Origin of the sequence: Phenylobacterium sp. (assembly GCF_965229015.1) — a bacterium.
Taxonomy (GTDB): domain Bacteria; phylum Pseudomonadota; class Alphaproteobacteria; order Caulobacterales; family Caulobacteraceae; genus Phenylobacterium.
On record NZ_CBDDIM010000001.1, the window covers coordinates 2,791,843 to 2,817,594 of the forward strand.

Annotated in this window: 26 protein-coding genes and 1 pseudogene; 13 read left to right on the top strand and 14 right to left on the bottom strand. The window is 68.6% G+C overall.

Features of this window, described 5'->3' with window-relative positions; genetic code table 11:
• The first annotated feature begins 57 nt into the window (after window positions 1-57).
• Window positions 58-927 carry a flagellar motor stator protein MotA gene (motA, locus tag ACO06I_RS14070; RefSeq protein ID WP_421933190.1) on the top strand — a complete coding sequence of 290 codons (870 nt, stop codon included), beginning with the start codon at window positions 58-60 and terminating at the stop codon, window positions 925-927.
• Here the strand turns inward: motA and ACO06I_RS14075 are convergent.
• Both ACO06I_RS14075 and purE read right to left on the bottom strand, forming a co-directional pair.
• Window positions 924-2,015, bottom strand: coding sequence for a 5-(carboxyamino)imidazole ribonucleotide synthase (locus tag ACO06I_RS14075; RefSeq protein ID WP_421933191.1), 1,092 nt, complete (start codon window positions 2,013-2,015; stop codon window positions 924-926). The two genes, motA and ACO06I_RS14075, sit on opposite strands and share 4 nt — an antisense overlap.
• Window positions 2,016-2,020: 5 nt before the next feature.
• Window positions 2,021-2,512 (bottom strand): 5-(carboxyamino)imidazole ribonucleotide mutase, encoded by a 492-nt coding sequence (gene purE, locus ACO06I_RS14080; RefSeq protein WP_421933192.1) that lies wholly within the window; start codon window positions 2,510-2,512, stop codon window positions 2,021-2,023.
• 134 nt (window positions 2,513-2,646) lie between these two features.
• Between purE and ACO06I_RS14085 the strand changes: the two genes are divergently transcribed.
• Window positions 2,647-3,408 (top strand): GGDEF domain-containing protein, encoded by a 762-nt coding sequence (locus ACO06I_RS14085; RefSeq protein WP_421933193.1) that lies wholly within the window; start codon window positions 2,647-2,649, stop codon window positions 3,406-3,408.
• On the opposite strand, the gene ACO06I_RS14090 is transcribed toward ACO06I_RS14085, so the two are convergent.
• The 3 genes from ACO06I_RS14090 to ACO06I_RS14100 form a co-directional block, all read right to left on the bottom strand.
• A complete protein-coding gene (locus ACO06I_RS14090) occupies window positions 3,405-3,626 on the bottom strand; it encodes a YdcH family protein (protein ID WP_421933194.1) in 222 nt (73 codons plus the stop codon). The genes ACO06I_RS14085 and ACO06I_RS14090 overlap by 4 nt on opposite strands.
• Window positions 3,627-3,724: 98 nt before the next feature.
• Window positions 3,725-4,171, bottom strand: a complete 447-nt coding sequence (locus tag ACO06I_RS14095) for a TIGR02444 family protein (protein WP_421933195.1) — start codon at window positions 4,169-4,171, stop codon at window positions 3,725-3,727.
• Window positions 4,171-4,770 carry a UbiX family flavin prenyltransferase gene (locus ACO06I_RS14100; protein WP_421933196.1) on the bottom strand — a complete coding sequence of 200 codons (600 nt, stop codon included), beginning with the start codon at window positions 4,768-4,770 and terminating at the stop codon, window positions 4,171-4,173. The genes ACO06I_RS14095 and ACO06I_RS14100 overlap by 1 nt, the downstream gene beginning before the upstream one ends.
• A 131-nt stretch (window positions 4,771-4,901) precedes the next feature.
• Between ACO06I_RS14100 and ACO06I_RS14105 the strand changes: the two genes are divergently transcribed.
• A complete protein-coding gene (locus ACO06I_RS14105; RefSeq protein WP_304700459.1) occupies window positions 4,902-5,078 on the top strand; it encodes a DUF465 domain-containing protein in 177 nt (58 codons plus the stop codon).
• Window positions 5,079-5,206: 128 nt separating this feature from the next.
• Here ACO06I_RS14105 and ACO06I_RS14110 read toward each other — a convergent pair whose 3' ends face one another.
• Window positions 5,207-5,878 carry a DUF1013 domain-containing protein gene (locus ACO06I_RS14110; RefSeq protein WP_421933197.1) on the bottom strand — a complete coding sequence of 224 codons (672 nt, stop codon included), beginning with the start codon at window positions 5,876-5,878 and terminating at the stop codon, window positions 5,207-5,209.
• A gap of 600 nt (window positions 5,879-6,478) precedes the next feature.
• On the opposite strand from ACO06I_RS14110, the gene ACO06I_RS14115 reads away from it, so the two are divergent.
• Window positions 6,479-6,949: a hypothetical protein gene (locus tag ACO06I_RS14115; RefSeq protein ID WP_421933198.1), complete on the top strand. Its 471-nt coding sequence runs from the start codon at window positions 6,479-6,481 to the stop codon at window positions 6,947-6,949.
• Here the strand turns inward: ACO06I_RS14115 and ribB are convergent.
• The 4 genes from ribB to ACO06I_RS14135 all read right to left on the bottom strand — a co-directional run bounded on the left by ribB (window position 6,946) and on the right by ACO06I_RS14135 (window position 11,921).
• A complete protein-coding gene (gene ribB / locus ACO06I_RS14120; protein ID WP_421933199.1) occupies window positions 6,946-8,109 on the bottom strand; it encodes a 3,4-dihydroxy-2-butanone-4-phosphate synthase in 1,164 nt (387 codons plus the stop codon). The two genes, ACO06I_RS14115 and ribB, sit on opposite strands and share 4 nt — an antisense overlap.
• The gene (locus tag ACO06I_RS14125; RefSeq protein ID WP_421933200.1) at window positions 8,106-8,687 is read right to left on the bottom strand and encodes an NADPH-dependent FMN reductase; all 582 of its coding nucleotides are present in this window, start codon (window positions 8,685-8,687) and stop codon (window positions 8,106-8,108) included. The genes ribB and ACO06I_RS14125 overlap by 4 nt, the downstream gene beginning before the upstream one ends.
• 2 nt (window positions 8,688-8,689) lie before the next feature.
• On the bottom strand, window positions 8,690-10,459 hold the full coding sequence (locus ACO06I_RS14130; RefSeq protein ID WP_421933201.1) for a class I adenylate-forming enzyme family protein: 1,770 nt from the start codon (window positions 10,457-10,459) through the stop codon (window positions 8,690-8,692).
• Between the two features lie 127 nt (window positions 10,460-10,586).
• Window positions 10,587-11,921: an acyl-CoA dehydrogenase family protein gene (locus ACO06I_RS14135; protein WP_421933202.1), complete on the bottom strand. Its 1,335-nt coding sequence runs from the start codon at window positions 11,919-11,921 to the stop codon at window positions 10,587-10,589.
• 284 nt (window positions 11,922-12,205) lie between these two features.
• On the opposite strand from ACO06I_RS14135, the gene ACO06I_RS14140 reads away from it, so the two are divergent.
• Complete coding sequence (locus tag ACO06I_RS14140) at window positions 12,206-13,420, top strand: serine hydrolase domain-containing protein (RefSeq protein WP_421933203.1); 1,215 nt, start codon at window positions 12,206-12,208, stop codon at window positions 13,418-13,420.
• On the opposite strand, the gene ACO06I_RS14145 is transcribed toward ACO06I_RS14140, so the two are convergent.
• Window positions 13,417-15,009 carry an MATE family efflux transporter gene (locus ACO06I_RS14145; RefSeq protein ID WP_421933204.1) on the bottom strand — a complete coding sequence of 531 codons (1,593 nt, stop codon included), beginning with the start codon at window positions 15,007-15,009 and terminating at the stop codon, window positions 13,417-13,419. The two genes, ACO06I_RS14140 and ACO06I_RS14145, sit on opposite strands and share 4 nt — an antisense overlap.
• Before the next feature lie 249 nt (window positions 15,010-15,258).
• Here ACO06I_RS14145 and rfbB point away from each other — a divergent pair, with 249 nt between their 5' ends.
• From rfbB to rfbA, 3 genes are read left to right on the top strand one after another with little or no spacing between them, the layout of a single operon-like run.
• The gene (gene rfbB, locus ACO06I_RS14150; protein ID WP_421933205.1) at window positions 15,259-16,308 is read left to right on the top strand and encodes a dTDP-glucose 4,6-dehydratase; all 1,050 of its coding nucleotides are present in this window, start codon (window positions 15,259-15,261) and stop codon (window positions 16,306-16,308) included.
• A complete protein-coding gene (gene rfbD, locus ACO06I_RS14155; RefSeq protein WP_421933206.1) occupies window positions 16,305-17,204 on the top strand; it encodes a dTDP-4-dehydrorhamnose reductase in 900 nt (299 codons plus the stop codon). Before rfbB ends, rfbD begins: the two co-directional genes overlap by 4 nt.
• Window positions 17,201-18,097, top strand: a complete 897-nt coding sequence (rfbA, locus tag ACO06I_RS14160; protein ID WP_421933207.1) for a glucose-1-phosphate thymidylyltransferase RfbA — start codon at window positions 17,201-17,203, stop codon at window positions 18,095-18,097. The genes rfbD and rfbA overlap by 4 nt, the downstream gene beginning before the upstream one ends.
• A 1-nt stretch (window position 18,098) precedes the next feature.
• On the opposite strand, the gene ACO06I_RS14165 is transcribed toward rfbA, so the two are convergent.
• The gene (locus ACO06I_RS14165; RefSeq protein WP_421933208.1) at window positions 18,099-19,499 is read right to left on the bottom strand and encodes an amino acid permease; all 1,401 of its coding nucleotides are present in this window, start codon (window positions 19,497-19,499) and stop codon (window positions 18,099-18,101) included.
• Window positions 19,500-19,616: 117 nt separating this feature from the next.
• Here ACO06I_RS14165 and ACO06I_RS14170 point away from each other — a divergent pair, with 117 nt between their 5' ends.
• Window positions 19,617-21,362, top strand: coding sequence for a DUF885 domain-containing protein (locus tag ACO06I_RS14170; RefSeq protein ID WP_421933209.1), 1,746 nt, complete (start codon window positions 19,617-19,619; stop codon window positions 21,360-21,362).
• A 126-nt stretch (window positions 21,363-21,488) separates the two neighbouring features.
• Window positions 21,489-21,635 (top strand): hypothetical protein, encoded by a 147-nt coding sequence (locus ACO06I_RS14175; protein WP_421933210.1) that lies wholly within the window; start codon window positions 21,489-21,491, stop codon window positions 21,633-21,635.
• A gap of 10 nt (window positions 21,636-21,645) precedes the next feature.
• Here ACO06I_RS14175 and ACO06I_RS14180 read toward each other — a convergent pair whose 3' ends face one another.
• Entirely contained in the window at window positions 21,646-22,281 is a 636-nt protein-coding gene (locus ACO06I_RS14180; protein WP_421933211.1) for a TetR family transcriptional regulator, read from the bottom strand.
• A 151-nt stretch (window positions 22,282-22,432) separates the two neighbouring features.
• On the opposite strand from ACO06I_RS14180, the gene ACO06I_RS14185 reads away from it, so the two are divergent.
• From ACO06I_RS14185 to ACO06I_RS14195, 3 genes and pseudogenes are all read left to right on the top strand, one after another.
• Window positions 22,433-23,251, top strand: coding sequence for a UDP-2,3-diacylglucosamine diphosphatase (locus ACO06I_RS14185; protein ID WP_421933212.1), 819 nt, complete (start codon window positions 22,433-22,435; stop codon window positions 23,249-23,251).
• 51 nt (window positions 23,252-23,302) lie between these two features.
• A pseudogene (locus ACO06I_RS14190) lies at window positions 23,303-23,491 on the top strand (TetR/AcrR family transcriptional regulator); the annotation flags it as partial.
• A gap of 111 nt (window positions 23,492-23,602) precedes the next feature.
• Entirely contained in the window at window positions 23,603-24,700 is a 1,098-nt protein-coding gene (locus tag ACO06I_RS14195) for a glycosyltransferase family 4 protein (RefSeq protein WP_421933632.1), read from the top strand.
• On the opposite strand, the gene arsB is transcribed toward ACO06I_RS14195, so the two are convergent.
• A complete protein-coding gene (arsB, locus tag ACO06I_RS14200) occupies window positions 24,697-25,752 on the bottom strand; it encodes an ACR3 family arsenite efflux transporter (protein ID WP_421933633.1) in 1,056 nt (351 codons plus the stop codon). The two genes, ACO06I_RS14195 and arsB, sit on opposite strands and share 4 nt — an antisense overlap.

Here is a 25,752-nt window from a genome sequence, read left to right on the forward strand (position 1 = left end):
GGGCATTAAGCATTAACAGGGATGCTCCGGCCTATCGCGCCCTAGGACCCGTCTCGCATGTTTCAGATCATCGGCATCGTGCTGCTCTTCGGCCTGGTGTTCGGCAGCTACATCATGTCCGGCGGCAATATGGGCGTCATCCTGCACGCCGCCCCGCACGAGATGATGGCCATCGGCGGCGCCGGCGTCGCCAGCTTCCTGATCTCCAACTCGATGACGGTGGTGAAGAGCTCGGGCTCAGGCCTGGCCAAGGTGTTCAAGGGCCCCAAGTGGAAGGCCTCGGACTATCGCGACCTGCTGTCCCTGCTGTTCCTGCTGACCAAGACCATGAAGTCCAAGGGCGTCATCGCCCTGGAGAGCCACATCGAGAACCCCAAGGACTCCTCGATCTTCTCGCGCTTCCCCAAGGTGACCAAGGACCACTTCGCCGTCGACTTCATCTGCGACACCCTGCGGATGATGACCATGAACCTCGAGGACCCGCACCAGGTCGAGGACGCCATGGAAAAGCAGCTGGAGAAGCACCACCACGAGTCCCTGGCGCCCGCCGGCGCCCTGCAGAGCCTGGCCGACGCCCTGCCCGCCCTGGGCATCGTCGCCGCCGTGCTCGGCGTCATCAAGACCATGGGCGCCATCACCGAGCCCCCGGAGATCCTGGGCGAGATGATCGGCGGCGCCCTGGTGGGCACCTTCCTGGGCGTGTTCCTGGCCTATGGCCTGGTGGGTCCGTTCGCGACCCGCCTGAAGGAGATCGTCGAGGAGGAAGCCTCCTACTACCGCATTATCCAGTCGGTCCTGGTGGCCCACCTGCACGGCAACGCCGCCCAGATCTCGGTGGAAATCGGCCGCGGCAGCGTCCCCTCCGGCGCCCAGCCCAGCTTCCTGGAGCTGGAAGAGGCCCTCTCGGCCATTCCCAACGAAGCCTAACGCCGCGGGTCGGCCAGCGGGCTGACCCGGTTGACGTGGCCCATCTTGCGGCCGGGCTTGGCGTCGCGCTTGCCGTAGAGGTGCAGCCGGGTCTCCGGCTCGCCGGCCAGCTTGGCCCAGGCCTCGACCTCGTCCCCCAGCAGGTTCAGCATCTCCACCCGGGCGATCGCCGCCGTGGGGCCCAGCGGCCAGCCGGCGACGGCGCGGATGTGCTGCTCGAACTGGTCGACCTCGCAGCCGTCCATGGTCCAGTGGCCGGTGTTGTGCACCCGCGGCGCGATCTCGTTGACCAGCAGCCGGCCGTCGGGGAGTTCGAACAGCTCGATCCCGATCACCCCCACATAGTCCAGCCCGGTGAGGATCTGGGCGGCGATCCGTTCGGCCTGCTCGGCCAGGGCCGGGGTGACGGCGGCCGGGGCGACGGAGCGGCGTAGGACGCCGTTCTCGTGGTGGTTCTCGGCCAGGGGGTAGATGGCCAGTTCCCCGTCGCGGCCGCGGGCGGCGATCACCGACAGCTCGCGCACGAAGTCGGCGGGCGCCTCCAGGATCACGGGCCGCCCCCCCAGGGCCTCGAAGGCCGCCGCGGCGTCGGCCACATGCTCGACCCAGCGCTGGCCCTTGCCGTCATAGCCCTCGCGGCGGGTCTTCATCAGCACCGGCGCGCCGAGCTGGGCGACGGCGGCGCTGGCGGTCTCGTCGCTGTCGGCCTGGGCGAAGGCCACGGTGGCCACGCCGATGGAATTGAGGAAGGTCTTCTCCTCCACCCGGTCCTGGGCCACGGCCAGGGCCCGGCCGTTGGGCGCCACCTCCACCCCCTGGGCGATCAGGTGGGCCACCGCCGAGGCGGGCACGTTCTCGAATTCGTAGGTCACCAGGCCGGCCACCGCGGCCAGGGCCTCCAGGGCGCGGGGATCGTCATAGGGGCCGCGGATGGCGTGGGCGGCGACCCGGCCGGCGGGCGAATCGGGCTCCGGCTCCAGGATGGCCACGTCGAAGCCCAGGCGGGCCGCGGCCAGGGCCAGCATCCGGCCCAGCTGCCCCCCGCCCAGGATCCCGATCATCGCGCCGGGCGCCAGGGGAAGATCCATGGAGACTAGTCCTCGACGCTTTCGGAAACGGCCTGGGAATGACGGGCCCGGTGATCGGCCAGACGCTGGGCCAGGGCCGTATCGGACAGGGCCAGGATCTGGGCGGCCATCAGGCCGGCGTTGCGGGCGCCCGCCTCGCCGATGGCCATGGTGCCCACCGCGATGCCGGCCGGCATCTGCACGATGGAGAGCAGGGAATCGAGGCCGCTGAGCGACTTGGACTGCACCGGGACGCCCAGCACCGGCAGCTCGGTCATGGAGGCCGTCATGCCGGGCAGGTGGGCCGCGCCCCCAGCCCCGGCGATGATCACCTTGAAGCCCGCGGCCTTGGCCCCCTTGGCGAAGGCGTACATCCGATCGGGGGTGCGGTGGGCGGAGATCACCTTGGCCTCATAGGCCACCCCCAGGGCGTTGAGGCTCTCGGCCGCGCCCTTCAATGTCGGCCAGTCGGAACGGCTGCCCATGATGATGGCGACGGGCGCTGACGTGGCGCTCATGAAGGCGTGCCCCTGCGACGAGAAGGCGCGGAGTATAGGCGCCGCCTTTGCGCCCGCAACCAAGGACGTTTAGGATTCTTAACGTCGACAAGGCGTCGACGATTCGTGTTCGCCGAAAGCCCGCTCAAAGTCGCATGAAGGTCACTGGCGCCCGCAACGAACCCTTTTCGGCCATCCGCAAGCGCGCCTTGGCCCAGGCGGGGGCCTATGTCACCGCCGGAACGGCCGCCCCGACCGATCGGACCGCCTTTCTGGGCCTGGGCGAGGCCGATCTGACCCCGGCGGTCCAGGGGGCGGTGAAGACCCTTCTCACCGAAATCGACGATCTGCGCGGCGAGGTCGCCCGCCTGAAGGCCAAGCTTTCTGAGGCCGAGACCCTGGCGGACCGCGACCCTTTGACGCCCCTCCTCAACCGTCGGGCCTTCATCCGCGAGCTTGGCCGCATCCGCACCTTCGCCCAGCGCTACGGGTCCCCCGCCAGCGTGGTCTATTTCGACCTGGACGGCTTCAAGGGGGTCAATGACCGCTTTGGCCACGCCGCCGGCGACGCGGCCCTGCAGGCCGTGGCCGAGCGCCTGTCGGCCAATGTCCGCGACAGCGACATCATCGGCCGCATGGGCGGCGACGAATTCGGCGTGATCCTGGTCCAGGCCGACGAGGCCACCGCGCGGGCCAAGGCCGAGTCCCTCGCCCAGGCCATCGAGGCCTCTCCCATCCAGTTCGGCGACTGGTCGGCGCCCCTGCACATCTCCTATGGGGTCCGCGAGATCACCCCCGACAGCGAGCCGGAGGCCCTGGTAGCCGAAGCCGACGCGGCCATGTTCGCCGCCAAGCGCCTGCGCGACCGCGAGCGGGCGGCCCAGCCCCCTGCCGCCGACCCCGCGGCCGAAAGCTAGGCGATGATGTCCGGGGTGAGCTGATCCTTCAGCCGCTCGATCTCATCCTTCAGCAGCAGCTTCTTCCGCTTCAGGCGGCTGATGACCATCATGTCGGGCAGCGGCGCCAGCATCAGAGCCTGGATCGCGGCGTCGAGGTCGGAATGGTCCAGGCTGATGGAAGCCAGGCGCGCGCGCACGCCGGCGTCCTCCGCCTCCTCGGTTTCATCGTCGTTCATACGCACGCCCCGAACTCATCGCCGCGATGATGCGCATCGCCGGGGGCGCCGTAAAGCGCCGCTGTGGGCGGCGGTCCGGCCGCCCGTCCGGACGGGCCCTAGGTCAGGGCCCCCGCGAGGGCCGCCAGGACGTCGTCGGGCGCGGGCTTGCCCCAGGCCGCCGAGGCCGCCTGCAGGGAGGCCAGGGCCCCATGGCCGCCGCTGGAGGCGCCCGCCAGCTCGCCGAGGGTCTCCATCAGCACCCGCTCGGCCCGAAGCTCGCAGGCCTTCACGTCCTCGCGCAGGGCCTCGCGCGCGCCGTCGTCCACCGGCGGCTGGGGCGCCTTGAGCGCCCGGCGCACATCGCGGATGGGGAGCAGCACCGTGGCGTCCCAGGCCTTGGCCGCGGCCACGCCCTTGGCCAGGGCCTCGGCGTCGGGCCCCTCGGCCCAGACCGCCCAGAGCAGCAGGGAGGTATTCTGGCCATAGCTGTCCTGCAGGGTGAGGCAGGCCTCCGGCACGCCCTCCAGCCTGTAGGCCTCCAGCGCCCATTCCCAGATCGCCATCAGTCTTCTCCCTGCAATGGACCGACATCCTGGCCCCAACGCTTCACTGGCCGCCAAGCCAGGCCGAACAGATCCAACGCCCGGCCCACCGACTGGTCCACCATCTCCTCCAGGCTGGCGGGCCTGGCGTAGAAGGCCGGCAGGGGCGGGGCGATCACCGCCCCCATCTCGGCCAGCTTCACCATGGTGCGCAGATGGCCCAGATGCAGGGGCGTCTCGCGCACCATCAGCACCAGGGGCCGGCGTTCCTTCAGGGTCACGTCGGCGGCGCGGGTCAGCAGGGAGGAGGTCACGCCGGTGGCCACCTCGCTCATGGTGCGCACCGAGCAGGGGGCGACGATCATGCCGAGGGTCGGATAGGAGCCCGAGGCCACCGAGGCGCCCACGTCGCCCACCTTGTGGACCACGTCGGCGCGGGCCTGGACCTGCGCCAGGGAGAGGTCGGTTTCCTGGGCGATGGTGAGCGCCGCGGCCTTCGACAGGATCAGATGGCTCTCGACGCCCAGCTCGCGGCAGGCGTCCAGGGTGCGCAGGCCATAGGCCACCCCGCTGGCGCCCGAGACCCCGACGATGAGGCGCGCGCGATCCATATTGGTCATTTCACCGGGTCTCCGCGCCTGATTTCAAGGCGCCCAAGCCGTCCGCCCACGTGCAAACATATGTGATCTGACAGACGAGAACAGCGGGTGTTCAGTGTTGGCATCGTTCCAACACAAGGAGACGACCCACCATGGCCGTTGAAGCCCGCATCCGTGAACTTGGATCCCGCCACCATTCTCTCGATCAGGCGATCCAGGACGAGCTCAACCGACCGGTCTCCGACGACACCCGCCTCAAGGAACTCAAGCGAAAGAAGCTTAAGCTGAAAGAAGAGATGGAAGCCCTGCGCGCCAAGACCACGCACTAGGCCTTCCAGAGTTAGAGCGTGACCGACGCCTGAGTCGGTAGCCGCCTCAGGCTGTCACGCCCTGAAGGGGGACGTCCCTGAGCGGCGCGCGACGCGTCGGCTCAGGGCTCCGTCCGCCTCGGTTCCGATCAATCTTCCGCGTCGTCGTCGTCGTAATGGGTGTCTTCGGCGACGTCCTCATGGACCGCCTCCAGCTGGGCCGCCCCCGTGACCGAGGCCGGCTCCAGGGTCGCGCCGTCCGGTTCGACGATGCCGCGACGGGCGTCGTCCTTGGCCTTCTTGTCGGCCGCCTTACGAACCACCGCGTCCAGCTCGAGCTGGGTCGAGAGGCCCAGGGTCACCGGGTCCACCGGCTTGATGTTGGCCGCGTTCCAGTGCTGGCGGTTACGCACCTGATCGATGGTGGCCTTGGTGGTCCCCAGCAGGCGGGCGATCTGGCTGTCGGCCACCTCGGGGTGGTTGCGGATGAACCAGGCGATGGCGTCCGGGCGGTCCTGGCGGCGCGACACCGGGGTGTAGCGCGGGGCCTTCTTCACCGGCTTCAGCAGCTCGGCGTGGCGGCTCTTCTGGGCGACCATGCGGTACTTGTCGCTGGCCTGGGCGGCGTCGAGCTCCTCGCGGGAAAGCTGGCCGTTGGCGATCGGGTCGGCGCCGCGGATGTCGCGGGCCACTTCGCCGTCGGCGATGCCCTTCACTTCCAGGGGGTGGAGGCCGCAGAAATCGGCGATCTGTTCGAAGGTGAGCGAGGTGTTGTCGACCAGCCAGACGGCGGTCGCCTTCGGCATCAGAATGTCGGTCATGACGGACTCCGAAAATGACGGCGCCCGGCCTTTCGGCCGGGCGGTGCATAAGTAGCAGGCGTCATATAGGCCCGTTCCGCGCCCAAGAAAACGACAATCGCAAGCTTAACAGCCGGTGAGATCTTTCAAGATCGGGCCGTCCCGGAGGCTGGCGTTCCAGGCTTGTCCGGCCACACCGGCATGATCGTGGCGGCCGGCGCCGATCTCGGGGGCGAGGCGCGGGCGGACCCCACCAATCTCGCCTCCGGGGAATTTAACGGCTCTACGCGTTCTGAGCGTGGCCGTATTTTCGCACGCAATCCTGGCCCACCCCCTTCGGCGGACCCAACCCGCCAGGGCGGAGCGGAATTTTCATGTGGAAACTCAAGAGCTTGACGCGCCCAAACCGCGCTCGTCTTGGGGCGGCGCCATCACACTGGGCAGTTAACGGGCAGAAAAATTAAGTCGCGTTAACTATAAAAACCCCAAATCGGGTCGAAAAAGTACACTTTCGGAAAGATTTCGGAGGCATAAACGACATCTACCTGAGACGATCTGTCGCAAACCTTTCAATCAAGGCGCCGCGCCGCTATGCCCCCCCGGGCGCGCCGAATACAACCGATGAACGCTATCCGAAAACTGCTGTTGCAGCACCGGGCCGAAGTACAGGAACAGATGCTGGCCGCGCGCGCCAAGGCCGCCGCGCCCTTCGAGGAGGAGCTGCGCGCGGTCAATATCGCGCTCGCCGCCCTCGACGGCGCGCCATTGCTGGCCGAGGAGGACACGCCCCTCCCGGCCCCCAAGACCGAACGCGCGCGCAAGACCGGCCTGCCCCGAGGCCGGATCAAGCGTAGCCTGAACGACATGATCCTGGCGGCCCTGCGCGCCCATGACGAGGGCGCCGACACCGGCGAGATCATGGAGTCCCTGGAGCGGCGCTGGAACCGCAGCTTCCAGGAGTCGCGCGTGGTCGAGGAACTGCGGAGCCTGGCCGAGGGCGGCGCCGTGGTCCTGGAGCGGGGCCACTGGCGGCTGCGGGCCCAGCCCGACGCCTGGACCGGCCAGGCCAGCGCCCAGGGCGTCGCCGCCTAGCTCAGCGGTGTGCGGCCCACGATACGCAGGCCGTAGCCGCCCGAGCCGGGCAGGACGGTCGAGGAGTTGGACAGCAGGGTCATGTCGCGCACCCCGAGATCCAGCAGGATCTGGGCGCCCACGCCATAGTCGCGCAGCACGTTGGCCCCGTGATCGGTCCCGGGCTCCGCGCCGTAGCGTTCCGACAGCCAGGCCGGGTTGGAGTCGCGGATGAACACCGCCACCCCGGCGCCGTCATAGTCGGCGATGGCCTGCAAGGCGCGGGGCACATAGTCCCGGCGCGCCTCGGTGTGGCCCAGCATGTCGGCGGCGAAGTCCACGCGGTGCATTCGCACCAGGGTCGGCTTGTCGGGATCGATCTTGCCCCGGGTCAGGACCACGTGCTCGGTGCCGTCCAGGATGTTGCGGTAGATCACCATGCGGAACCGGCCGCCGAAGGCGGAGTCGAAGGGGGTCTCCAGCACCCGCTCCACCTGCCGTTCGGTGCGCCGGCGATAGGCGATCAGGTCGGCGATGGTGCCGATCTTCAGGCCGTGCAGTTGCGCGAAACCCACCAGGTCGGGCAGGCGCGCCATCGACCCGTCGTCCTTCATGATCTCGCAGATCACCCCGGCCGGGTTCAGACCGGCCATGCGGGAGATGTCGACGGCGGCCTCGGTGTGGCCGGCGCGGACCAGCACGCCGCCGTCGCGGGCCACCAGCGGGAAGACGTGACCGGGCGAGACGATGTCGTCGACGCCCTTGGTGGGGTCGATGGCCACGGCCACGGTGTGGGCGCGGTCATGGGCGGAGATGCCGGTGGTGACCCCCTCGCCCGCCTCGATGGAGACCGTGAAGGCGGTGCCCATGCCCTCGCGGTTCTCAGCCGCCATGGGGGGCAGGCGCAGCTGGCGGGCGCGTTCGGCGGTGATCGACAGGCAGATCAGGCCCCGGGCGTGCTTGGCCATGAAGTTGATCTGGTCGGGCGTGGCGAACTGGGCCGGGATGATGACGTCGCCCTCGTTCTCCCGGTCCTCGGCGTCCACCAGGATGTAGGGGCGGCCGTTGCGGGCGTCCTCGATGATGTCCTCGATCGGCGAGATCGCCGACTCGTGGGCCTGTTCGCCGCCGCCGCCGTCGGAGGCGGAGGATCCGGGTTGGACGAGATAGGGGCGTTTCATCGGGCGGCTCTCAGCTTGGCGAACTCCAGGACCTGCTCTCCCACCGTGGCGAGCTGCCAGGCGTCCTTCGGGTCCACACAGGCTCCTTCGGCGTCGAAGGAACCGGAATTCGCGTTCAGGGCCGCGCCGAACGGCGTCGGCCAGCCCCTCAGGGCATGTATGATCGATCTCAGCGTGGTCAATGTCGTTCCGGCGGCCTGCCAGCCATCGGCGGTGATGATGCAGCCCACGGCGCGGTCGGTGAAATAGGGCCGGGCGTCATCGCGCAGGCCTTCCAGGGTGTCCAGGGCGTTCTTGATCACCCCGGAGATCGAGCCGTGATAGCCGGGGCTGGCCACGATCACCCCGTCGGCGCCCCGAACCGCCTCGGTGAGCACCATCTGCTCGGCCGTCGGGCCCCCCGGCTGGGGATTGTAGATCGGCAGGCTGGCCAGGAACTCCCCGCCCAGCAGGCGCGTCTCGCCCCCGCCCGCCTCCACCGCCCGCAGCGCCACGGTGAGCGCCTTCTCGGTGGAGGATCCGGTGCGGACGGTGCCGCCGATCCCGACGATCAGCGGCTTTCGCGCCAAAGAACTCATGCCTACTCCTCGAACACCTTCTTCAGCTCGGTCTTGAGGATCTTGCCGTTGGCGTTCCGGGGCAGGGTTTCGGGCCAGAAGGCGACCTTGACCGGAACCTTGAACGCCGCCAGCCGTTCGCGCACCCAGGCCTTGAGGTCGGCTTCCGTGGCCGTCCCTCCGGGCTTCAGATGCACCACGGCCGCCGGTTCCTCACCGAGCGTCTTGTGCGGAACGCCGACCAGGGCCGCGTCCATGACGTCGGAATGGTCATACAAAACATTTTCGACTTCGACACAGTAGATGTTTTCGCCGCCCCGGATCAGCATGTCCTTGGCCCGGTCGACGATGAACAGGAAACCCTCCTCGTCCACCCGCGCCAGGTCGCCGGTGCGCAGCCAGCCGTCGACGAAGGTCTCGGCCGTGGCCTCGGGCTTGTTCCAGTAGAGCTTCACCACCTGCGGCCCCTTGACCCACAGCTCGCCCACCGCGCCGGGGGTCAGCACCGTCACCCCGTCGGCGGGGTCGCGGATCTGCATCTCCCCCACCGGAGCGGCCGGCCCGGCGCTGTCGGGGCGGGCCTCGTAGTCCTTGCCCAGGTGGCTGGTGAAGGTGGCGGTGGTCTCGGTCATGCCCCAGCCGTTTCCGGGCTGCGAGGCCGGGAAGACTTCGACGATCTTGCGCACCAGCTCGGGCGCCGAGGGGGCGCCGCCATAGGAGACCGCCACCAGGGATGACAGGTCGTACCTGGACCGCGCCGGATGTTCGATGAGCTGCCAGGCGATGGTGGGCACGCCGCCGGTGGAGCTGACCCGCTCACGCTCGATGAGTTTCATGGCCGCCTCCGGCTCCCAGCGGCGCATCATCACGATCTTGCCGCCGGCGTTCATGCTGGGGCTGAGATTGGCCGACAGGCCCGTGGCGTGGAACATCGGCACCACCAGCAGGGTGCAGCGCTGGGGCAGCTTGTGGGGATCGCTCTCCGGCAGGGGATTGCCGGCCCGCAGGAAGTTGCGCGCCGCGGAGATGCCGCTGGCCATGATGTTGGAGGTCATGTTGCGGTGGGTGCCGAGCGCGCCCTTCGGCTTTCCGGTGGTCCCGGAGGTGTAGAGGATGGTGGCGTCGTCCTCGGGCCCGATCTCGACCGCGGGCAGGGGGCTGTCGGCCAGGGCCTGCCAGTCGTTGGGCCTGCCGATCACGTCCTCCAGCCGGCTCACCCGCCCGTCGCCGCGGGCCTCGTGCAGGCGGCTGACATAGACCCGCTCCAGGTCCGGCAGGGCCTTCAGGTGGTCGGCCAGGCGCTCCAGCCGCTCGTCGTCGACGAAGGCCACCTTGGCCCCGGAATCGGCCAGGCCGTATTCCAGCTCGGCGCCCGTCCACCAGGCGTTCAGGGGGGTGACGATGGCGCCCAGCAGGATCCCGGCCCAGAAGGCGACGGGCCATTCGGGCAGGTTGCGCATGATCACCGCCACCCGGTCGCCCTTCTTCACCCCGTCGGCGGCCAGCCGGTGGGCGAGGGCCAGGGTGGCGCGGGCGAAGGCCTCGTACGTGACCCGTTCATCGTCGTTGATCAGGAACTCCCGCTCGGGAAAGCCGCGGCCGTTGAGGAAGACGTCGCGCAGGGTGGCCGGGGCGTTCTTCCAGACCCGGGTCTTCACGCCGCGGATCGTCACCTCCTCCATCTCGAACCGCTGGCCGGGCGCCGTGAGCCGCGCGTGGGCCTCACGGATGCTCATCACCGGCCACGTCGGGGCCGCGGAGCCCGCCTGGGAGGGGGTCTGGACGTCGGTCATGCAAATCTCGTCGAAATATGGTGGCGTTGGAAATGTCGGGGCATGCAAAGGGCGGCCCCCGCAAAGGAGCCGCCCCCACATTGTCGCGCCTTTCCGGAACCGGAAAGGGCCTGGATCGAAGTCCGCCTTAGGCCTTCTCGGTTTCCCGGGCGCCGCGCAGCTTCTCGTAGTCCTTCTTCAGGTCCGACAGTTCGTCGGCGTACTTCTCGTGGGCTTCCTCGCGCAGGCGCGGGATGTGGTACTTGGGGAACAGGTCGTTGTCGGGCTGGTAGTCCTTCAGGACCTGCTTGGCCAAGGTCACCTTGTGCACCTCGGTGGGGCCGTCGGCGATGCCCATGACGAGCGAGCTGGTGACCATGTGCATGAAGGGCATCTCGTTGGAGACCCCCAGCGCGCCGTGCAGGTGGGCCGCCTTGGTGGCGATGTCGTTATAGACCTTGGGCATCATGACCTTGATGGCCGCGATGTCCTTGCGCACCAGGTTGTAGTCCTTGTGCTTGTCGATCAGCCAGGCGGTGCGCAGCACCAGCAGGCGGAAGCTTTCCAGGGCGATCCAGCTGTCGGCGATGTCGGCCTGCACCATCTGCAGGTCGGCCAGCTTGCCGTCGCGAGTGTTGCGCGAGGCCGCCCGCTGGCACATCAGGTCCAGGGCGTGCTTGCAGGAGCCGACCGTGCGCATGGCGTGGTGGACCCGGCCGCCGCCCAGGCGGACCTGGGCGATGACGAAGGCCGCGCCGCGATCCCCCAGCAGGGCGTCATAGGGCACCCGCACATTGTTGTAGCGGACATAGCCCTCGGTCCCGCCGCCGATCTCGCCGCCGCCGCCGACCGCCACGTTGCGGATGATCTCCACGCCAGGGGTGTCGGTGGGCACCAGGAAGATCGAGGTGCGGCGGTAGGGGTCCTTGGCGTCCGGATCGGTGACCGCGTAGAGCACCAGGACCTTGGAGAAACGGGCGTTGGTGGAGAACCACTTCTCGCCGTTGATCACCCACTCGTCGCCCTCCAGGACCGCGCGGGTTTTGAAGGTCAGGGGATCGGAGCCGCCGGTGGGCTCGGACATCGAGAAGGCCGAGCGGATGTCGCCGTTGAGCAGGGGCCAGAGGTACTGCTCCTTCTGCTTCTCGGTGCCGTAGTGGGCGATGATCTCGGCGTTGCCGGTGTCGGGCGCCTGGCAACCGAAGACGGTGGGGGCCAGGCCGTTGCGGCCCAGCTTCTCGTTCATCAGGCCGAGCTTCAGCTGGCCGAAGCCCTGGCCGCCCAGTTCGGGACCCAGGTGGCAGGCCCACAGGCCCTGGTCCTTCACCTTCTGCTGCAGCGGCTTGATGAACTTCTCGCGGCCGAGCGGTCCATGGACGGCCATGCCCAGATGGCTCAGAGGCTCGACCTCCTCGCGCATGAAGTCCTCGATCCAGTCCAGCTTCTTCTGGAATTCCGGGTCGGTCTCAAAATCCCAAGCCATCTATGGCCTCCCATGTCGCCGCGGGCTGCGGCTCATTTTTCCTAAAACCGGTATGGCGTAGAGCGACGCCGGCGTAAAATTCCGCGACCGGACAGGCCCTTAGGCCGCCGGTCATGGAGGCATTATCAAACGGCTGTTCGAGTTACGCAACGGCGCCCGTCGCGCATTTTCAGGAAATTCTTCGCTCCACCCTCCTGACCGGACCCCAGGCCGGCGAACTTGCTGTTGAAACCGACCGCCGGCTCCGGGCACGGTGGGGAGCCACCCGCAGCAAGGACCCGCCCATGACCCGGCCCGAGAAATTCGGCTTCTCCAGCGAGCGCCTCGGCAAGCTCGATCGCTTCCTGGCCGGCCGCTATGTCGAGCCGGGCCGCATCCCCTGCGCCCAGGTCCAGATCGTGCGCCGCGGCGAGCTGGTCCACGAGACCCTGCTGGGCCAGGCCGACCGCGAGCGCGGCAAGCCCTTGGCCAGCGACACCGTCTTCCGGATCTATTCCATGACCAAGCCCATCACGAGCCTGGCCTTCATGATGCTGGTGGAGGAGGGCCTGGTGGCCCTGGACGATCCGGTGACCCGCTTCATCCCCGAGTGGAAGAACCTGGGGGTCTTCGCCGCCGGGACCGGTCCGTACATGACCACGCCGCCCGCCCGGCCCATGCAGATGATCGACCTGCTGCGCCACACCTCGGGCCTGACCTACGGCTTCCAGAACCGCGGCAATGTCGACGCCGCCTATCGCAAGCTGAAGATCGCCGACACCCATGGCCTGGACTTCGACGGCTTCGTCGCCGAGCTGGCCAAGCTGCCCCTGGAGTTCTCTCCGGGCGAGGCGTGGAACTATTCGATCTCCACCGACGTCCTGGGGGTGCTTGTGGAGCGCATCTCCGGCATGCCGTTCCAGAGCTTCCTGCAGGGCCGCATCTTCGATCCGCTGAAGATGACCGACACCGGCTTCCAGGTCCGGGAGGACCAGCGTCCCCGCTTCGCCGCCTGCTACAACGCCACCCCCTCGGGCGGCCTCACCCTGCAGGACGATCCGGAGACCAGCCCCTATCTCACGACGCCAAGCTTCCACTCCGGGGGCGGTGGGCTGGTCTCCACGGCCAAGGACTACATGGCCTTCTGCAGGATGCTGGCGAACGGCGGGGTGCTGGACGGCCAGAGGCTGATCGCCCCCAGGACCCTGAAGCTGATGGCCTCGAACCACCTGCCCGGCGGCCAGGACCTGACCGACCTTTCGCGGTCCCTGTTCTCGGAGGCCACCAACGCCGGGGTCGGCTTCGGCCTCGGCTTCGCGGTCACCTTCGATCCGGTCAAGGCCATGCTGACCTCCAGCCCCGGCGAGTACTACTGGGGCGGCGCGGCCTCGACGGCTTTCTGGGTCGATCCGGTGGAAGATATCCAGGTGGTGTTCATGACCCAGGTCCTGCCGTCCTCCAGCTACCCTATCCGGCGGGAGCTTCGGACCTTGGTCTATTCGGCCCTGGTCGAGCCCTAGGCCTTCGAGGGCGTCGCCAGCGGCTGGCCGGCTTCGGCCACCGCCTCGGAGGCTTCGCTCTCCTCCAGGCCGCCGGGCGGACTGAGACCCGTCGAGGGCGCGTCACCGTGCGGGCTGAACTTCATAAGGCGGGCGTTGCGCCACGGGCCCCAGCGATACCAGGCCGCGGCCAGGACGCAGGAGGTGATGCTGCCGAGCGGGAAGCTCCACCAGATGGCGTCGGCGCCGATATAGGGCATCAGGGTGTGGGCGAAGGGCACGCGCACGATCCACATCGAGATGATCATGGCGAACAGCGGCGGCCACACCGACCCCGTGGCCCGCACGATCCCCGACAGCACGAAGGACACGCCGAAGGGAATGAACCCCCACAGGGCGAACATGTTGATCCGCATCGCGATGGGATGGGACGGGCTGCCCACCGGCAGGAACAGGTGCAGGATGATCGGCTCGATCAGGTAGATCAGCAGAACCGGCCCGGCGCTGAGCAGGGCGGCGTAGAGCGAGCCGATCCCGGCGATCTTATCGACCCGGTCCATCCGGCCGGCGCCGACATTCTGGGCGGCCATGGAGGAGACCGCGGCGCCCAGCGCCATGGCCGGCATCTGCACATAGGTCCAGAGCTGGGTCGCCGCCCCGTAGGCCGCCGCGGTGTGCGAGCCATAGGTGTTGACCATGCTGATCATCAGCACGGCGGAGCCCGAGATCACCAGCATCTGGAAGGCCATGGGCATGCCCTTGACCACGATGGTCTTCAGGATCTCCCACTCGGGCTTCAGCAGCCTCCACTCATCGCGACGCAGCACCAGGACCGACTTGGTGCGGTAGAGGAAGACCAGGATAATGCCCAGGGTGATGGTCTGGCTGGTCAGGGTCGACATGGCCGAGCCGGCGATCCCCATGCGTGGCGCGGGACCGAAGCCGGTGATCAGGATGGGGTTGAGGATGACGTCCATCCCCACCGCGAACAGCGAGAAATAGAAGGGTGTCCGACTGTCGCCGGCCCCGCGCTGCGCCATCATGACGAAGGAAAAGAAGTACATGAACGGCATGGCCAGGAAGATCACCCGCAGATAGGTGATGGCGTCCTGGACAGCGTCGGCCGGGGTGCCCATGGCGCGCAGGATGGCTGGGGTGAAGGTATAGCCGCTCACCCCCACGGCGATCGAAAGCACCAGGAAGAAGGTGGTGGCCGTGCCGATCACCCGCTTGACCATCGCATGGTCGCCGGCCCCGATCGACTGACCGATCAAGAGGTTGGCGGACATGCTGACCCCAAAGGCCGCCCCCAGCATCAGGAAGAAGATGATGTTGGCGTTGGAGGTGGCGGTGAGCGCCGCCTCCCCCAGAACGTGGCTGACCCAGATGGCGTTGGCCGAGCCGTTCAGCGACTGCAGGATGTTGGAGCCCATCACCGGCAGGGCGAAGGCGATCAGGGTCGGGCCGATGGGGCCCGTCGTCAGATCCTTGCCGCCGAATCGACCGCCGGGCCCACCAGGACCACGGGGTCCGCCGGCCGGGATGCCGGGCCGAGGGCCGCCGGAGGGGGCCGCAACCGGCCCGTCGCTTGAACTCGAAACCACAGCCATCCCCAAGGCGCGACACGCGCCGCCCGCCTTCGACTGGTCTCCGAAAATGCGGAGGCGCGGCGTGATCCCCGAAAATGCGAGGGAGCGAGTTGAGGAGACATTAGGCGCCCCACCTCGACGCCTCAAGCACGGCCCTTGCGAAAAAGCGTCACGCATCGCGCGATTTGAGCCGAAGGCGATCTCCTGTTAGAGGCAATCCTTGCGGGAATTGACGTGGCAAGACCGCCGCCATCGCTTACGAGAGACTCCATGAAAATCCTTGTTACGGGCGGCGCCGGGTTCATCGGGTCGGCGGTCGTGAGACGGGCCGTGGCGGACGGCCATGAGGTGGTGAACCTCGACGTCCTGGCCTACTCGGCCAATCTGGAAAATGTCGCCGAGGTCTCGGCCTCGCCGCTCTACGCCTTCGAGCAGGCCGACATCTGCGACGCCGCCGCCGTCCAGGCCATCTTCGCCCGGCATCGGCCCGACGCGGTGATGCACCTGGCCGCCGAGAGCCACAACGACCGGGCCATCGACGGACCCCTGGACTTCGTGCGCACCAACGTCCTGGGCACCGCGGTCCTGCTGGAGGCCGCGCGGGCCTACTGGAACAGCCTGGAGCCGGCGAAGAAGGCGACCTTCCGCTTCCACCACGTCTCCACCGACGAGGTGTTCGGGGCTTTGGGAGAGGACGGGGCCTTCACCGAGGACACCCCCTACGATCCCAACTCGCCCTACTCGGCCAGCAAGGCCGGCGCCGATCACCTGGTGCGGGCCTGGAACCGGACCTTCGGCCTGCCGGCGGTGATCACCAACTGCGCCAACAATTACGGCCCCTTCCAGTTTCCCGAGAAGCTGATCCCGACGGTGGTGCTGCGCGCCATGGAGGGCAAGACCATCCCGGTCTATGGCGACGGCCGCCAGGTGCGCGACTGGCTGCACGTGGACGACCACGCCGACGCCCTGCTGACCGTGCTGCAGAAGGGCCGGCTGGGGGAGACCTATTGCGTGGGCGGCGACTCCAACCTGCGCAATATCGAGGTCATCAAGATCCTCTGCGCCCACCTGGACAAGCTGGCCCCGGCCAACGTGCCGCATGCCGAGCGGATCACCTTCGTGGCCGACCGTCCGGGTCACGACTTCCGCTACTCCATCGACGCCAGCAAGCTGGCCAACGAACTGGGCTGGGCGCCCAAGACCGACCTGGCCGCCGGCCTGGAGGACACCGTCCGCTGGTACGTCGAGAACCGCGCCTGGTGGGAGGCCATCCGCGAGCGCGGCTTCCAGTCCGAGCGCCTGGGCCTCGCCACGGCATGACCACGACGATCCTGCAGTTCGGCGCCACCGGGCAGCTGGCCCGGGAGATGCTGCTCCGCTCCAGCGGCGGGGTGACCATCAAGGCCCTGTCCCGCGCCGACGCAGACGTCACCGACGCAGATGCGGTGGCCCGCGCCATCGGCGAGACGCCGGACATCGACCTGGTGTTCAACGCCACGGCCTATGCCGCCGTCGACAAGGCGCAGAGCGAGCCGGACCTGGCCTATGCCGTGAACGCCAAGGGCCCCGAGGCCATGGCCAGGGCCTGCCAGGCCCGCGGCGTGCCTCTGATCCACATCTCCACCGACATGGTGTTCGACGGCGAGAAGGCCGGCCCCTATGTCGAGACCGACGCCACCCACCCGCTGCACGTCTATGGCGCCTCCAAGCTGGCCGGCGAGCAGGCGGTGCTGGAGCACTGCGACCGCGCCCTGGTGGCCCGCGTCTCCTGGCTGTTCTCGGCCTTCGGGCAGAACTTCCTGCAGATGATGCTGAAGCTGGGCGCCACCCAGCCCCTGCTGAAGGTGGTGGACGACCAGCGCGCCCGGCCCACAGCCAGCGGCGACGTGGCCGGCTTCATGCTCAGCCAGGCCCAGCGCCTGTCGCGCCTGTCCGCCGGCGCGCCGGAGTGGGGGCTGCTGCACCTGGTGAATGACGGCGTCGCCACCCGCTATGAGATGGCCCAGGCGATCTTCGAACTGGCCTGGCCCGACCGCGCCGCGCCCGCCATGCAGCCGGTGCCCACCAGCGCCTTTCCGACCCCGGCGCCCCGCGCGCTGAACTGCGAACTGGACACGGTGAAGCTTCGGAGCGTCTTTGGTCTGACGTTGCGGCCGTGGCGCGAGGCGCTGGAGGACACCATCGAAGACCTGAACCTAGCGGCGGTGACCGCATGAGGCGCGGCATCATCCTGGCCGGCGGCTCGGGCACGCGCCTGCACCCGCTGACGCTGGCGGTCTCCAAGCAGCTCCTGCCGATCTACGACAAGCCGATGATCTATTATCCCCTGTCGGTTCTGCTGCTGGCCGGGGTGCGCGAGATCCTGATCATCACCACGCCGGAGGACCAGTCGGGCTTCAAGCGCCTGCTGGGGGATGGCTCGCAGCTCGGCGTGCGGTTCGAATACATCGTCCAGCCGACGCCGGGCGGCCTGGCCGAGGCCTATATCCTGGGCGAGGACTTCGTGGGCGGCGAGCCCAGCGTGATGATCCTGGGTGACAACATCTTCTTCGGCCAGAACTTCAGCCAGATGCTGCGCTCGGCCGACGCCCGCACCGACGGCGCCACGGTGTTCGGCTACAACGTCACCGATCCGGAACGCTACGGCGTGGTTGAGCTGGGCCCTGACGGCCGCGCCATCGGCATCGAGGAAAAGCCGGCCCATCCGAAGTCAAACCACGCGGTCACCGGCCTCTATTTCTACGATGGCCGCGCCTCGACCTTCGCCAAGACCCTGGAGCGATCCTCGCGCGGCGAACTGGAGATCACCGCCCTAAACCAGATCTATCTTGAGGCGGGCGAACTGCACGTCGAACTGCTAGGCCGCGGCTTCGCCTGGGAGGACGCCGGCACCCACGACAGCCTGATCCAGGCCGGGGAACTGATCCGCACCTTCGAGCAGCGCCAGGGCCTGCGCATCGGCTGCCTGGAGGAAATCGCCTTCCACCAGGGCTGGATCGACCGCGCGCAGCTCCTGAAGCTGGCCGACCGGCTGGCCAAGAGCGAGTACGGCCAGTACCTGCGCCAGCTCGCCGACCGCCCTCAGGGTTTCGACGAACCGGCGGAATAGGTCAGGCCAGGCGGCTCTTCATCCGCCCATAGACTAGGTAGACCCCTACCCCGACGGCGTTCCACACCGCGAAGAAGATCATCGTCTTGGCCGACAGGCTGGTGAACAGGTAGACGCAGCCCAGCACCCCGGCCGGGCCGATCACCCAGACCAGCGGCGTCTTGAAGGCGCGCGGCAGGTCCGGCGCCGAGCGCCGCAGGGCCAGGACCGCGAGGGTGGTGGCGATGAAGGCCGCCAGGGTCCCCGCATTGGCCAGGGCGGCGATCTCCGACAGGGGCATGGCGCCGGCGATCACGGCGGCGATGACGCCGGTCAGGATAGTGACGCGGCTGGGCACCCCGCGCGGGGTGACGGCCGCCAGCCAACGGGGCAGCAGCCCGTCCCGCGCCATGGCGAAGAAGACTCGGCTCTGGCCGAACATGAAGACCATGATCACCGTCGGCATGGCGATCACCGCGGCGCCGGCGATGAGGCTGGCCGCCAACGGCTGACCCAGCTGCTTCAGGACGAAGGCCAGGGGCGCGGGGTCCTTGGAGAAGACGTCGTAGGGCGAGGCGCCCAGGGCGCAGGCGGCCACCACCATGTAGATCAGGGTGCAGACCAGCATGGAGCCGACAATGCCGATGGTCAGGTCGCGGCTGGGGTTCCTGGCCTCCTCGGCCGCCGTGGAGATGGCGTCGAAGCCGTAGAAGGCGAAGAAGATGATCGCCGCGGCCCCCATCATCCCGTACTTGGCGCCGTCCGCCTCGTGGGCCCCGAAGCCAAAGGGGGCGAAGGGGGTGAAGTGGCTGGCGTCGAAGTGCGGCAGGGTCAGGGCCACGAACCCCGCCAGGGCCACGAGCTTCACGCAGACCAGGATGAAGTTCACCGTGGCGCTCTCACGCGTGCCCACCAGCAGCATGCCGGTCACCGCCAGGGCGATGAACACCGCCGGCAGGTTGACCAGGCCGCCCGCCTCGGGTCCGGCCAGCAGGGCCTTGGGCACGGCCCAGTGGGCCTGTTCGATGAGGCCGGAGGCGTAGCCCGACCAGCCCACCGACACCGCGCTGCAGACCAGGGTGTATTCGAGGATCAGGCTCCAGCCGATCACCCAGGCCACCAGCTCGCCCAGGGTGGCGTAGGTGTAGGAATAGGCGCTGCCCGCGTGGGGCATCAGGCTGGCCATCTCGGCGTAGCAGAGCGCCGCGCAGGCGCAGACCGCCCCGGCGACGGCGAAGGACAGGATCACCGCCGGCCCCGCCAGGCCCGCCGCCACCCCGGTCAGGGTGTAGATCCCGGTGCCGATGATGGCGCCGATGCCCAGGGCCATCAGGTGGGGCCAACTGAGGGTGGCCTTCAGCCGGTGCTCCCCCTCGGCATGGACGTGGGGCGCTATGGCCTTGCGGCGTGTGATGAAGCTCATGAACCGTCCCCCTCGTCGTCGCGGGGGCGAGCATGAGGCGCCCCGCGGTCGGGCCGCAAGGGCTTGGCAGGACCCTGCCCCGGCGCCAGCTTGGCGCTTCGCTCGAAGGATGCCTCCATGCGCCACGCCCTGTTCGCCCTGGTGATTCTACTGTTCGCCGGGCCGGCCCTGGCCGACGACCGGCCGCTGAACGCCCTGGTGGCCGACTACGAGGCCTATGCGCTGGCCGACGACCCCATCACCGCCGGCGGCCAGGGGGATCGCGCGGCCCTGTCGCGCCTGCCCGACGTGACCCCGGCCGCCGACGCTGCGCGAGCCAAGGCGCTGAAGGCCTTCCAGGCGCGGCTGGCGGGCATCGACGCCGCCGGCCTGACCACCGAGGCGCGGCTGAACCGCGACTTCCTCGCCTGGACCCTGGACCGTCAGGTGCAGAGCCTGGCCTTCGACGAGGCGCGCATGCCGTTCAATTCCGATGGCGGCTTCCACCAGACCCTCGGCTACCTGGCGGCCACCACCCCGATCCGCTCCAGCGCCGACGCCAAGGCCTGGCTGGACCGGCTGAACGCCATTCCGGCCTACTATGCCGCCAGCATCGCCAACGCCCGTCGCGGGGTGAAGACCGGCTTCACTCAGCCCCGCAGCACCAACGACCAGGTCCTGGCCCGCGCCCGGGAGATGGCGGCCGCCCCTGTGGAGGGCGGCGTCCTGCTGACCCCGTTCCGCGACCTGCCCCCGGCGATCCCCGCCGCCGAGCAGGCGGCCCTGCGGACCCAGGCGGTCGCCGTGGTGCGCGACAGGGTCCGCCCCGCCCAGCGCGACTTCGTCACCTTCCTGGAAAAGGAATACCTGCCCGCCAGCCGCAAATCCCTGGCGGCCCGCAGCCTGCCCGACGGAGAACGCTATTACCGCTGGCTGGTGGCCGACCACACGACGACCAGGATGACCCCCGACGAGATCCACGCGGCGGGCCTCGCCGAGGTGGCGCGGATCCGGGCCGAGATGGACGGGGTGATCGCCGAGACCGGCTTCAAGGGTGACTTCAAGGCCTTCCTGGCCATGCTGCGGTCCGACCCGCGGTTCTATGCCACCTCGCGGGAGGACCTGCTGGAGAAGGCCTCACGGATCGCCAAGCGCATCGACGACAAGCTGCCGGGCTGGTTCGCCACCCTGCCGCGCCTGACCTATGGCGTGCGGCCGGTGCCCGCCGACATCGAGGCCAACTACACCACCGGCCGCTATTTCACCGGCAGCCCGGCCCAGGGCGTGGCCGGCGGCTACATGGTCAACACCGCCAAGCTCGACCAGCGGCCGCTCTACGAGCTGCCGGCCCTGACCCTGCACGAGGCTGTCCCGGGCCATCACCTGCAGATCGCGCTGGGCCAGGAACTGCAAGGCGTGCCCACTTTCCGTCGCGAGGCCGGCGTCACCGCCTTCACCGAGGGCTGGGGCCTCTATGCCGAGAAGCTGGGCGGAGAGATGGGGATCTACCGCGACCCCTATGAGCGGTTCGGCCGGTTGTCCTACGAGATGTGGCGCGCCTGCCGCCTGGTGGCCGACACCGGCATCCACTGGAAGGGCTGGAGCCTGGACCAGGCCCGCGCCTGCTTCACCGACAACACCGCCCTGTCGCCGCTCAATATCGAGGTGGAGCTGGCCCGCTACGTGTCGTGGCCGGGACAGGCCCTGGCCTACAAGGTTGGCGAGATGAAGATCGTCCAGTTGCGGGCCAAGGCCCAGGCCGCCCTGGGCGACCGCTTCGACATCCGCCGTTTCCACGACGCGGTGCTGCTGGCGGGCCCCCTCCCCCTGGATCTGCTGGAGACCCGCATCGACGCCTGGATCGTCGCGGAACGGGCGCGGTGAAACATTTCTCGCGCTCTAACGTTTGATAGGCGACATTCGGTCGCCGGGACAATCACAGTGAATCGGCGCACGACTTACGAAGCTTAGCTGCACCCTCCGAACCAAGCAGCAGCGGAGGAAACATCGATGGCGAACGCCTTCCCGGGCCGCGCATCCAGGCGTCCAAGTTTCTACAAACTGGCCCTGGTGGCGGGCTTTCTCGGCCTGAACGCCGTCTTCTGGTACCTGGCGGTGAAGGCCATCGCCTTCGTGGGTCTGCTCGCGACCCTCTGAACCCCCTGGCCTAGTCGGGCCAGAGTTCCTGAACATCGCCCTTGCGGTTCAACACCCGCACGGCCCGCTTGACCACGGTCAGCAGGCGCTCTTTGCGCGCCGGCTCGTCATAGGTCATGGCGCCCTTGGCCAGGCCCTCCAGCAGGAAGCGGCCGAGGTCGCGGCTGGTCTGGAACCGGGGATCCTCGCCGGCCTGGGCCAGGGCCAGGAAGCGGTCGCCCACCTGGGCCCGGTCGAAGGCGCTCTGGGCGGCGGCCAGGCGCACCCGCAGCATGGGATCGGTTCGCGCGGCGGTCTCCAGCTCCGCGAAGGCCACGAAGGGCGCTTCGTGCAGCAGGGCCCAGTAGGCGTCGATGGCGTGCTCCGAGGCGTCGACGCCGGGGGCTGCGGGCGCCGAGGCCGCCTGTTCGAACAGCCGGGCCCGCTCCACCTCGATATAGGCCACGGCGGCCTCCACCAGCTCTTCGCGGCTGGCGAAATGGTAGAGCATCGCGCCGCGAGTCAGGTTCGCGGCGTCCGCGATCATGGCGTTGGTGGCGGCGTGATAGCCGACTTCGGCGAACAGCCGCATGGCGGCGTCCAAGATGCGCGCGCGGGTACGCCGAGACTTCGGCGTCTCCTTCGCAGGATAGGTACGGGCGTCCATCGGGACCTGATTGGGGAGACCTGGGGAGGGTCGGCCTGACCAATCCCTTACCCTCAAAGGCCCCGCTTCGAAAGAGGCACGATCGGTTTCATGAGAGTGACATGCAATCAGCCTAACCGGCAGGCGTTGGCTGCTCACCAGGGGGTCCTCGATGGCCGATTTCGGAATCCGGCGTTATCGCACCGTGTTCATTTCCGACGTCCATCTGGGGACGAAGGGATGTCAGGCAGAGTTGCTGCTCGACTTCATCCGCCACATCGAGTGCGACAGCCTCTATCTGGTGGGCGACATCATCGACGGCTGGAAGCTGCGATCGGGCTGGCACTGGCCCCAGAGCCACAACGACGTGGTGCAGAAGATCCTGCGCCTGGCCCGCAAGGGGGTGAACGTCATCTATGTGCCGGGCAACCACGACGACCGGGTCCGGGAGTTCACCGGCGTCCATTTCGGCGGGGTGGTGGTGGCCCGCGACGCCATCCACGAAACCGCCGACGGCAAACGCTTCCTGGTGACCCACGGGGACGAGTTCGACGGGGTGGTGCAGCACGCCCGCTGGCTGGCCATCCTCGGGGACTATTCCTACCGGGCCCTGCTGGCGGCCAACACCCTGTTCAACCGGGCCCGGCGGCGCCTCGGCTTCGGCTACTGGAGCCTGTCGGCCTATCTGAAGACCCGGGTGAAGAACGCCCTGCAGTTCGTGGAGAACTTCGAGGCCGCCGTGGCCGACGAGGCCCGCCGTCGCGGCGTGGACGGCGTGATCTGCGGCCACATCCACAAGGCCGAGATGCGCGACATCGACGGGATCGTCTATATCAATGACGGCGACTGGGTGGAGAGCTGTTCGGCCCTGGTGGAACATCCGGACGGACGGCTGGAAATCCTGGAGTGGGCGAAGATCCGATCCTGGTCGGCCATCACGCGCACCGTCGACACGGTGGACGAGGCGATCCTCGAACCCGTTGCGGCGTAACACGGTTCTTGACAGCGCAGGCCGGCTGATGACAGTGCGACTGTCATGACGATGCCCCCAACTCGCTATGTCTCCAATTTGCGCGATCGCCAGAAGGCCGAGACGCACGACCAGATCCTGCGGGCGGTGGCCACGCGCCTGGAGTCCGGCGGCCTGGAGGAGCTGAGCTTCGCCGAGATCGCCGCCGAGGCCAAGGTCGGCGAGCGCACCGTCTACCGCCACTTCCCCACCCGTGAAGCCCTGATGGGGGCCTTCTGGGCCTGGCTGCAGACCCAGGCGCTCACCCCGCCCCGGCCCTCGCGGGCCCGGGTCCGTGACGCCATCACCGCCCCGCGCGACAGCCTCAAGCCGATGCGCATCATGGTGGTGACCGACGCCTGGGAGCCGCAGGTGAACGGGGTGGTCCGCACCCTGACCCGGGTCATCAAGGAGATGCGGGAGATGGGCCACACGGTCGAGGTGATCAGCCCCGACCAGTTCAAGACCTTCCCCCTGCCCACCTATGCCGAGATCAAGGTGGCCGTGGGCACCTACGAGCCGGTGCAGGAACGCTTCAAGGCCTTCGAGCCCGAGGCCATCCACATCGCCACCGAGGGACCGCTCGGCCTGGCGGCGCGCCGCATCTGCGTGGAGTGGAAGCTGCCCTTCACCACCAGCTACCACACCCGGTTCCCGGAATATGTCTCGGCCCGCCTGCCGCTGCCCCTGGCGGCCGGCTACGCCTACATGAAGTGGTTCCACAAGCCGTCGGGACGGCTGATGGTGGCCACGCCCACCATGCGCGACGAGCTGGAGCATCACGGCTTCCGCAATATCACCGCCTGGTCCCGCGGCGTCGACACCGAGGCCTTCCATCCGCGCGGCGAGGCCGAACCCGACGTCTATGAGGGCCTGGCGCGGCCGATCTTCCTGTCGGTGGGCCGAGTGGCCGTGGAGAAGAACATCGAGGCCTTCCTGGGCCTCGACCTGCCCGGCACCAAGGTGGTGGTGGGCGACGGCCCCCAGACCGAGGAGCTGAAGGCCAAGTATCCGGAGGTGGTGTTCCGCGGCTTCAAGATGGGCGAGGAGCTAGCCGCCCACTTCGCTTGCGCCGACGTCTTCGTCTTCCCCTCGCTCACCGACACCTTCGGCCTGGTGATCCTTGAGGCCATGGCCACGGGCACGCCGGTGGCGGCCTATCCGGCGCCCGGCCCCATCGACATTATCCCGGGCAGCGACGCCGGGGTGCTGGCCGGCAGCGCCACCGAGGGCCTGCGCGAGGCCTGCCTGGAGGCGTTGAAGCTGGATCGCAGGAAGGTGCGCGCCTTCGCCGAGGGCTTCTCCTGGCGGGCCTGCGCCGAGGACTTCGTGCGCAACCTGCAGCCCTATCCCGAGCCTGAGAAGACCCGGTTCTGGCGGCGCCTGCGCCGTCTGGCCCGGGTGCGCCGCCGGCGGCCGGAGGCCGCCTAGCTCTTTCCCGCCGCCACGCGACGGACCGCCGCGCCGGCCTCGTACCAGCCCTTGCTGGCGTTCACGATGGCCACCACCGAGAGCATGACCGGCACCTCGATCAGGACGCCGACCACCGTGGCCAGGGCCGCGCCGGAGGTGAAGCCGAACAGGCTGATGGCCGCGGCCACCGCCAGTTCGAAGAAGTTGCTGGCGCCGATCAGGGCCGAGGGCCCGGCCACGCAGTGGGCCTCGCCGGCGGCGCGGTTCAGCAGATAGGCCAGGCCGGAGTTGAAGTAGACCTGGATGGTGATGGGGACCGCCAGCAGGGCGATGATGGCGGGCTGGGCGATGATCTGCTCCCCCTGGAAGCCGAACAGCAACACCAGGGTGGCCAGCAGGGCGGTGAGCGACACCGGTCCGATGCGGTCGAGCACCCGCCTGAGGCCGGCTTCGCCGCCGCGCGCCAGCAGGGCGGCGCGCAGGCCCTGGGCCAGGATCACCGGCACGACGATGTAGAGGCCCACCGACAGCAGCAGGGTCTCCCAGGGCACGGTGATGGCCGAGAGCCCCAGCAGCAGGCCGACGATCGGGGCGAAGGCCACCACCATGATGGCGTCGTTCAGGGCCACCTGGCTGAGGGTGAAGTTGGGCTCGCCGCGGGTGAGGTTGCTCCAGACGAAGACCATGGCCGTGCAGGGGGCCGCCGCCAGGATGATCAGGCCCGCGATGTAGGAATTGATCTCGCCCGCCGGCAGCCAGGGCCGGAACAGGTAGCCGATGAACAGGGCGCCGAGGGCGGCCATGGAGAAGGGCTTCACCGCCCAGTTGATGAACAGGGTGACCCCGATCCCCCGCCAGTGGCGGCCCACCTGACGCATGGCGCCGAAGTCGACCTTCATCAGCATGGGAATGATCATCAGCCAGATCAGGCCGGCCACCGGCAGGTTGACCCGGGCCATCTCCAGGCCGCCGATCACCTGGAAGACCTCGGGGAAGAGGTGTCCCAGGGCCACCCCGGCGACGATGCACAGGGCCACCCAGAGGGTCAGGAAGCGCTCGAAGGTGGCCAT

Coding starts and splice junctions, on each gene's coding strand:
- ACO06I_RS14110 (WP_421933197.1), bottom strand. CDS start 5,878: ATGACCGACATTCTGATGCCGAAGGCGACCGCCGTCTGGCTGGTCGAC.
- ACO06I_RS14195 (WP_421933632.1), top strand. CDS start 23,603: ATGCGCATCATGGTGGTGACCGACGCCTGGGAGCCGCAGGTGAACGGG.
- arsB (WP_421933633.1), bottom strand. CDS start 25,752: ATGGCCACCTTCGAGCGCTTCCTGACCCTCTGGGTGGCCCTGTGCATC.
- ACO06I_RS14105 (WP_304700459.1), top strand. CDS start 4,902: ATGGCCGTTGAAGCCCGCATCCGTGAACTTGGATCCCGCCACCATTCT.
- ACO06I_RS14090 (WP_421933194.1), bottom strand. CDS start 3,626: ATGAACGACGATGAAACCGAGGAGGCGGAGGACGCCGGCGTGCGCGCG.
- motA (WP_421933190.1), top strand. CDS start 58: ATGTTTCAGATCATCGGCATCGTGCTGCTCTTCGGCCTGGTGTTCGGC.
- purE (WP_421933192.1), bottom strand. CDS start 2,512: ATGAGCGCCACGTCAGCGCCCGTCGCCATCATCATGGGCAGCCGTTCC.
- rfbD (WP_421933206.1), top strand. CDS start 16,305: ATGACCACGACGATCCTGCAGTTCGGCGCCACCGGGCAGCTGGCCCGG.
- ACO06I_RS14165 (WP_421933208.1), bottom strand. CDS start 19,499: ATGAGCTTCATCACACGCCGCAAGGCCATAGCGCCCCACGTCCATGCC.
- ACO06I_RS14145 (WP_421933204.1), bottom strand. CDS start 15,009: ATGGCTGTGGTTTCGAGTTCAAGCGACGGGCCGGTTGCGGCCCCCTCC.
- ACO06I_RS14095 (WP_421933195.1), bottom strand. CDS start 4,171: ATGGCGATCTGGGAATGGGCGCTGGAGGCCTACAGGCTGGAGGGCGTG.
- ribB (WP_421933199.1), bottom strand. CDS start 8,109: ATGAAACGCCCCTATCTCGTCCAACCCGGATCCTCCGCCTCCGACGGC.
- ACO06I_RS14130 (WP_421933201.1), bottom strand. CDS start 10,459: ATGACCGACGTCCAGACCCCCTCCCAGGCGGGCTCCGCGGCCCCGACG.
- ACO06I_RS14170 (WP_421933209.1), top strand. CDS start 19,617: ATGCGCCACGCCCTGTTCGCCCTGGTGATTCTACTGTTCGCCGGGCCG.
- ACO06I_RS14100 (WP_421933196.1), bottom strand. CDS start 4,770: ATGACCAATATGGATCGCGCGCGCCTCATCGTCGGGGTCTCGGGCGCC.
- ACO06I_RS14175 (WP_421933210.1), top strand. CDS start 21,489: ATGGCGAACGCCTTCCCGGGCCGCGCATCCAGGCGTCCAAGTTTCTAC.
- ACO06I_RS14140 (WP_421933203.1), top strand. CDS start 12,206: ATGACCCGGCCCGAGAAATTCGGCTTCTCCAGCGAGCGCCTCGGCAAG.
- ACO06I_RS14180 (WP_421933211.1), bottom strand. CDS start 22,281: ATGGACGCCCGTACCTATCCTGCGAAGGAGACGCCGAAGTCTCGGCGT.
- ACO06I_RS14135 (WP_421933202.1), bottom strand. CDS start 11,921: ATGGCTTGGGATTTTGAGACCGACCCGGAATTCCAGAAGAAGCTGGAC.
- ACO06I_RS14075 (WP_421933191.1), bottom strand. CDS start 2,015: ATGGATCTTCCCCTGGCGCCCGGCGCGATGATCGGGATCCTGGGCGGG.
- ACO06I_RS14125 (WP_421933200.1), bottom strand. CDS start 8,687: ATGAGTTCTTTGGCGCGAAAGCCGCTGATCGTCGGGATCGGCGGCACC.
- rfbA (WP_421933207.1), top strand. CDS start 17,201: ATGAGGCGCGGCATCATCCTGGCCGGCGGCTCGGGCACGCGCCTGCAC.
- ACO06I_RS14185 (WP_421933212.1), top strand. CDS start 22,433: ATGGCCGATTTCGGAATCCGGCGTTATCGCACCGTGTTCATTTCCGAC.
- rfbB (WP_421933205.1), top strand. CDS start 15,259: ATGAAAATCCTTGTTACGGGCGGCGCCGGGTTCATCGGGTCGGCGGTC.
- ACO06I_RS14085 (WP_421933193.1), top strand. CDS start 2,647: ATGAAGGTCACTGGCGCCCGCAACGAACCCTTTTCGGCCATCCGCAAG.
- ACO06I_RS14115 (WP_421933198.1), top strand. CDS start 6,479: ATGAACGCTATCCGAAAACTGCTGTTGCAGCACCGGGCCGAAGTACAG.